Here is a 3,981-nt window from a genome sequence, read left to right as displayed (position 1 = left end):
GATGCGCACCGCCACCACCTGCGCGCCGCGCGCGATCTCTTGCACGCCGAGCAGCAACACCAGCGAGCCGGCTTGCAGCAGGGTTCGGCGGTCCAGCGATTCAGGGATTTTCATGCTTGCAGTGCGGCCAGCAGTTGGTGTCCTGCGGGGGTGAGTGGGGTGAAGCGCACGGTGCGCGAGGTCTCGGAAACCCCATCGGCTTGCAGTTCGATGGTGGCGTCGGCGGCGCCCATGAGGGTGGCGGCGTTCTCCGGCCACTCCACGAGCTTGAGACCGGGGCTTGCGAAAAGTTCACGAAAGCCTGCATCTTCCCATTCTCGCGGATCGGTGAAGCGGTAGAAGTCAAAGTGCCATATTTGCAACGTTTGCCCAGCGGGTAACAAGGCGCAGGCGCTGCTGGTGTGCGGTTCTACCACCGCATAGGTGGGGCTTTTGATGCGCCCGCTCACACCCAGCGCGCGCAACACATGGCGCACCAGCGTCGTCTTGCCCGCGCCCAGATCGCCTTGCAGGCGGATGGTGGCGTTCAAAATGGCCGGGTTGGCGGCCAGGCGCTGGGCAAAGCGTTCGGTGTCGGCTTCGCTGTGCCATTGCCCCTGCCACGCACGGTCTCCCGGGTTCGCGGGCGCTGGCGTTTCTACAATGGGCGGCAAATGACCACCGGTTTTGATGCTGCTCAATGGATTCTTCAGGTTCAGGCCTGGGGCCGGGAGCTTGGATTTTCGCAAATTGGGGTGGCCGGTGTCGATCTGGCCGCCGCGGAACCCGGCCTTCTGGCCTGGTTGGACGCGGGCTTCCATGGTGACATGGGCTACATGGCCACGCACGGACTCAAGCGCGCGCGCCCGGCCGAACTGGTGCCGGGCACGGTGAGTGTGCTGACCGCGCGCATGGACTACCTGCCCCGCGACACGCCACCCGACTGGGCGGCGCACGAACTTGCCCGGCTGGACCGCCCCAACGAAGCCATTGTGTCGGTGTATGCCAGGGGGCGCGACTACCACAAGGTTTTGCGCGGGCGGCTGCAGAAGCTGGCCGATCGCATCATGGCGGAGATGGGCCCGATGGGGCACCGCGTGTTCACCGATTCGGCGCCGGTGCTCGAAGCCGAACTGGCCAGCCGCAGCGGCCAGGGTTGGCGCGGCAAGCACACACTGCTGCTGAACCGCGAAGGCGGCTCGATGTTTTTTCTGGGCGAGATCTACCTGGACATTGCACTGCCGCCCAGCGAACCGGTGACCGACCACTGCGGCGCCTGCAGCGCCTGTATCGATGTTTGCCCGACACAAGCCATCCTCGGCCCGCAGCGGCTGGACGCGCGGCGTTGCATCTCGTACCTCACCATCGAACACGCCGGGGCTATTCCCGAAGAACTGCGCCCGCTCATGGGCAACCGCATCTACGGTTGTGACGACTGCCAACTGGTCTGCCCCTGGAACAAGTTCGCGCAGGTCAGCCGCCTGCCCGATTTCGACGAGCGCGAAGGCATGAGCGGGGCGACGCTGATCGCCTTGTTTGCCTGGAGCGAAGACGGGTTCTTGCATTACACCGAAGGCAGCCCGATCCGCCGCATCGGTCACGAGCGCTGGCTGCGCAACATCGCCGTGGCCTTGGGCAATGCGCTGCGCCTGTTGGGCCCCAACCCCGAGCGCGGGCCGCTGGTGGCCGCGCTACAGGCCCGCGCCGCGCACCCGAGTGCCGTGGTTCGCGAGCACGTGGCCTGGGCGCTGGCGCAGGGCACAGCGGTCTGAGTCGGTATCCGGCGGCCTGTGCGCCGCGCCAGATCATTTTTCGCCGACGTTGGCCACCATGCGGTCGAGCAGGGCGATGGCGTCCTGCACCTCTGCCTCGTCAAAGCCCTCGACCAGCGCGTGCTCAAAGGCGGCCCGGTACCGCTGCATCTTGCGTTGCATGGTTTTTCCGCTGGCTGTGAGCGCCAGACGCAGGACGCGGCCATCGTCCGGGTCGCGGGCGCTTTCCAGCAGATCGCGGTCCAGCAAGGTTTTCACCAGGCGGGCCACTTGCGCCTTGTCGCGCCCGGTGTGCTGCACCAGATCGCTTTGGGTGTTGCCCTCGTGGCGCGCGAAGAAGGCCAGGGCGCGGGCTTCCATGATCGCCAGACCATCGCCTTCGTCGCGCACCGCGTCGTGCATGCGGCGGTGAAAGCGCAGCATCAGCAGGTGCAGGCGGTCCAGAAGTTCGGCGCTGGGGATTTGTCTCATGATATCCACATGGTTGACAGTGTCATCCAATGTTGCTGATAATGGTTGTAAGTATCAACTATATACGCAAATCACACATGCAAGCACTGCGCACGTTGCGGGTCATCTACCCCGTGTTCCTGATCTCGATCCTGATCAGCCTGTCGGTCACCGGTTTGGTGACCTATCTCAACACCGGCTGGGACGCTGGTTTCGTCTCGCGCTGGATGCCGGCCGCTGGCCTGGCCATCGTCTTTGTGCTGCCCATGGGCGGCGTGATCATGGCCCTGGTGTCCCGCTTGGTGGCCTGGCTCGTTCCCGACCACCGCGTGTGGCAGCACCGCCTGGTGTTCGCCCTGCTCATGGGCATGAGCATGGAGGCCGTGGTCACGGCGATCGCCACCGGCACCAACATGGGCTTGCAAGACGGCCTGGCCAGCGCCTGGGCCCACGCCTATGTGCAGGCGTTGCCCCTGGGTTTGTGCATTGGTTTGTTCATGGGTTTTGTGGTTCGCCCCTGGCTCCAGGGCCGCATCGCCCGAATGTCCGTCCAAACCCCGCAGCCGTCTGCTGCCTGAAGCCCGCCGCCGCTCTCTTTCAAGGCCCACCATGACCACACCCGACACCCTTGATCCATTGGCCGTGCAGCGGCTGCGCCACCCGCTCCAGTTCCGCCGCGTGCGGGTGCTGCAGGTGCACCGGCCCAGCCCGCACCTGGTCCGCATCCGCTTCGCGGGCGAGGCGCTGCGCGGGTTTGTCAGCGCTTCTTTCGACGACCATTTCAAGCTCGCGCTGCCCACCGAGCCGGACGGCGAACTGCCGTTGCCCACACCAGGGCCCGACGGGCTCCAGTGGCCCGAACACGCGCCACGGCCGGTGCTGCGCGACTACACGCCGCAGCGGTTTGACAGCGCCCAAGGCTGGCTCGACGTCGAATTCGCCCTGCATGGCGACGGCTTTGCCGCGCAGTGGGCCGCACAGGCGCGCGTTGGGCAGGAAGCCGGTGTGGGCGGCCCGCGTGGTTCCTTCGTGGTGCCCACGGGCTTTGACTGGCATCTGCTGGTGGGCGACGAAACCGCGCTGCCCGCCATCGCCCGCCGCCTGGAAGAGTTGCCCGCCGGCACCCAGGCCCTGGTGATCGCCGAAACCGCCGACCCCGCCGACCGCCGCGTGCTGCCCAGCCGCGCCAACCTGCAACTGCGCTGGCTCACCGAAGTGCAAGACGGCGGCCTGGCCCAGGCCGTGCGCGAGCTGCGCTTGCCGCCGGGCGAGGGCTATGCATGGGTCGCAGGCGAATCGCTGGTGGTGGCAACGACCCGCCGCGTGCTGGTGGAGCAACACGGGCTGGCCAAGGAGCGCCTGCGCGCCTCGGCCTACTGGAAGCGCGGCGCCTCGGCGCACCACGAAACGCTGTAGGCGCGGGACTGCCGGGTCTGCGTGTTCATGCGCTGTTGAGCTGGTGCAGGTCGCGTTTGGGTAGCTGGCCGCCCGCTCTTGAGGGTGATGGCCGCGGTTACGGTCGCGAGCCATTTCGCGCGGGCTTTGGATGCAGCCGCAGCGGGCTGCCTTCATCACAATGGCTTCGGTTCACTAAGCCGTAAATTTTCTCGATCTGTAGGCGGTAGCGCAGGCAGCGCACCTGATCCATGCAGCATGGCGGATCAGGGAGGGAGCCCGTAGGGTTTGCGGGCTCGTTGAGCCTGTTCATACATCCAGAATGCGCTACAGGCGTGATTTAAACAACATTCCAGAGCTACCATACGATTTTGTTTTACGGCCG

General features: G+C 66.0%; 5 protein-coding genes. 3 read left to right on the top strand and 2 right to left on the bottom strand.

Annotated elements, in window-relative coordinates:
* Positions 1 to 110: 110 nt before the first annotated feature.
* Positions 111 to 671, bottom strand: coding sequence for a tRNA (adenosine(37)-N6)-threonylcarbamoyltransferase complex ATPase subunit type 1 TsaE (gene tsaE, locus ABYB95_RS18680; RefSeq protein ID WP_372660256.1), 561 nt, complete (start codon positions 669 to 671; stop codon positions 111 to 113).
* Between tsaE and queG the strand changes: the two genes are divergently transcribed.
* Positions 654 to 1,751, top strand: a complete 1,098-nt coding sequence (queG, locus tag ABYB95_RS18675; RefSeq protein ID WP_372660254.1) for a tRNA epoxyqueuosine(34) reductase QueG — start codon at positions 654 to 656, stop codon at positions 1,749 to 1,751. The genes tsaE and queG overlap by 18 nt on opposite strands.
* A 33-nt stretch (positions 1,752 to 1,784) precedes the next feature.
* Here queG and ABYB95_RS18670 read toward each other — a convergent pair whose 3' ends face one another.
* Positions 1,785 to 2,222, bottom strand: coding sequence for a MarR family winged helix-turn-helix transcriptional regulator (locus ABYB95_RS18670; protein ID WP_372660252.1), 438 nt, complete (start codon positions 2,220 to 2,222; stop codon positions 1,785 to 1,787).
* A 77-nt stretch (positions 2,223 to 2,299) separates the two neighbouring features.
* On the opposite strand from ABYB95_RS18670, the gene ABYB95_RS18665 reads away from it, so the two are divergent.
* Together ABYB95_RS18665 and ABYB95_RS18660 are read left to right on the top strand one after the other, a co-directional pair.
* On the top strand, positions 2,300 to 2,779 hold the full coding sequence (locus ABYB95_RS18665) for a DUF2798 domain-containing protein (RefSeq protein ID WP_372660250.1): 480 nt from the start codon (positions 2,300 to 2,302) through the stop codon (positions 2,777 to 2,779).
* A gap of 31 nt (positions 2,780 to 2,810) precedes the next feature.
* Positions 2,811 to 3,617: a siderophore-interacting protein gene (locus tag ABYB95_RS18660; protein WP_372660248.1), complete on the top strand. Its 807-nt coding sequence runs from the start codon at positions 2,811 to 2,813 to the stop codon at positions 3,615 to 3,617.
* Positions 3,618 to 3,981 lie beyond the last annotated feature (364 nt).

This window comes from Hydrogenophaga sp., from assembly GCF_041633695.1.
Classification (GTDB): domain Bacteria; phylum Pseudomonadota; class Gammaproteobacteria; order Burkholderiales; family Burkholderiaceae_C; genus Hydrogenophaga.
The sequence above is the reverse complement of the archived record's forward strand: the minus strand, read 5'-3'. Positions and strand labels throughout refer to the sequence as shown.